Genomic DNA, 1940 nt, shown 5'->3' with positions numbered 1-1940 from the left:
TGGGGTCGAACAGGTCCGTCGCGTACTCGATGCCCCCGACCGCACCCCCGCCCGCCACCGGCGCCAGATTGAAGAACAGGTCGCACTTGGCGGTGTCCGTGACGACCGGGTCGAGTGTCACCTCCAGACCCGGCAGCTCCAGTTCCGGAGGTGTGGTGTTCTGCCACGCGAACATCACCTGGAAGAGCGGGTGGTACGCGGTCGAGCGCGCGGGGTTGAGCACGTCCACCAGGTACTCGAAGGGGAGATCCTGATGGTCGTACGCGGTCAGCGAGGCGTCACGGGTGCGGCGCAGCAGATCGCCGAGCGTGGGATCGTCGCCGAGGTCGGAACGCAGCACCCACATGTTCACGAAGAACCCCACGAGGTCCGCGAGACCTTCTTCGGTGCGTGCGGCGATGGGCGAGCCGATGGTGATGTCGTCCCCCGCGCCGAGCCGGTGGAGCAGCACCGTGAGCGCTGTCTGGAGCACCATCGGCACGGTGAGTCCCCGCTCCCGCGCCAGCCGCTCGACCGCGGTGAGGAGACCGGGGTCGACCCCGAAGGTGTGGGTCCGGCCGTGATGGGACGCGGTCGCCGGGCGCGGCCGGTCGGTGGGCAGCGGGAGCGGCTGGGGAAGGCCGGCCAGGTGCTCGCCCCAGTACGCGGCCTGCCGCGCGGCCAGACTGCCGGGATCGGCGTGGTCCCCGAGGAGTTCACGCTGCCACAGCGTGTAGTCGGCGTACTGCGCGGACAACTCCACGAAGTCGGGCGCGGTGCCCCGGTGACGTGCGGCGTACGCGGCCGAGATGTCACGGGCGAGCGGAGCCATCGAGGCCCCGTCCCCGACGATGTGATGCAGGGTCACCAGCAGTACGTGTTCGCCGGGCGCCGGACGGAAGAGCGTGGCCCGCAGCGGCAGGTCGTGCGACAGGTCGAAGCCGTACCGGGCGTGCTCCCTGAGTGCGGACGCCAGCTCCGCGGGTGCCGTCTCGTGCAGCGGTATGTCGAAGCGGGCCTCGTCCGGACGGAGGATGTGCTGGTAGGGGGTGCCGTCACCATCCTCACGGAAGACGGTCCGCAGGCTCTCGTGGCGCCCCACCACGTCCCGTACGGCGGCCACCAGCACCGCCACGTCCAGGTCGCCCCGCAACCGCAGCGCGGCGGCCAGGTTGTACGTCGCCGAGGGGCCTTCCAGCCGGTGGATGAACCACAGGCGGCGCTGCGCGAAGGACAACGGAATCATTCGGGTTCACCTTTCGATCATCTTGCGGAGCGGCTTGCGTGCGGACGCGGCCATGTCCTGCCAGCGGTCGGTGAGCGCGGCGACGGTCGGGGCCTCGAAGAGCGTGCGGATGGGTACGTCGGCCTTCAGCTCGGTACGGATGCGGCTGACGAGCTGGGTGGCGAGCAGCGAGTGGCCCCCGCAGGCGAAGAAGTCGTCGTCGAGACCGATCCGTTCGGCCCCGAGCACCTCGGCGAACAGGGCGCACAGCACTTCCTCGCGGGCGGTGCGCGGCGCCCGGTACGTTCCGCCGGAGAACTCCGGCTCGGGCAGCGCGGCACTGTCCAGCTTTCCGTTGGGGGTCAACGGCAGCCGCTCCAGCATCGTGACGACCGCCGGGACCATGTACTCCGGGAGTCGCCCCGCCGCGTGGGCCCGCAGCTCCGGCCCGCTCACCGCCCCGGAACCCGGGAGCACGGCCGCTGCCCCGTCCGCCGCCGCGGCACTCCCCGCCATCGGGTCCAGCCGGTCCACCGGGTCCTTCGGTACCACGTAGGCCGCCAGGTACCGGCCGCCGCTCTCCGCGCGGCTGTCCCGGGCGACGACGACCGCTCGTGAGACTCCCGGATGCTCCGTCAGTACGGCCTCGATTTCGGTGGGTTCGATGCGGTGGCCGCGGATTTTGAGTTGGTGGTCGGTGCGTCCGTTGTGGTGGAGGTGTCCGTGGGTGGTGGTG

The 1940-nt window shown here is 71.0% G+C and carries 2 protein-coding genes; both read right to left on the bottom strand.

Annotation, left to right across the window (positions count from 1 at the left end):
- On the bottom strand, positions 1 to 1225 hold a 1225-nt coding region (locus ACFWIA_RS35105; RefSeq protein WP_387011333.1), incomplete at its 3' end, for a condensation domain-containing protein.
- A gap of 6 nt (positions 1226 to 1231) precedes the next feature.
- On the bottom strand, positions 1232 to 1940 hold a 709-nt coding region (locus ACFWIA_RS35100), incomplete at its 5' end, for a phosphopantetheine-binding protein (protein ID WP_387011332.1).

This window comes from Streptomyces sp. NPDC127068 (assembly GCF_042724695.1).
Classification (GTDB): Bacteria; Actinomycetota; Actinomycetes; order Streptomycetales; family Streptomycetaceae; genus Streptomyces.
This window is presented reverse-complemented; position numbering and strand designations above follow the sequence as displayed.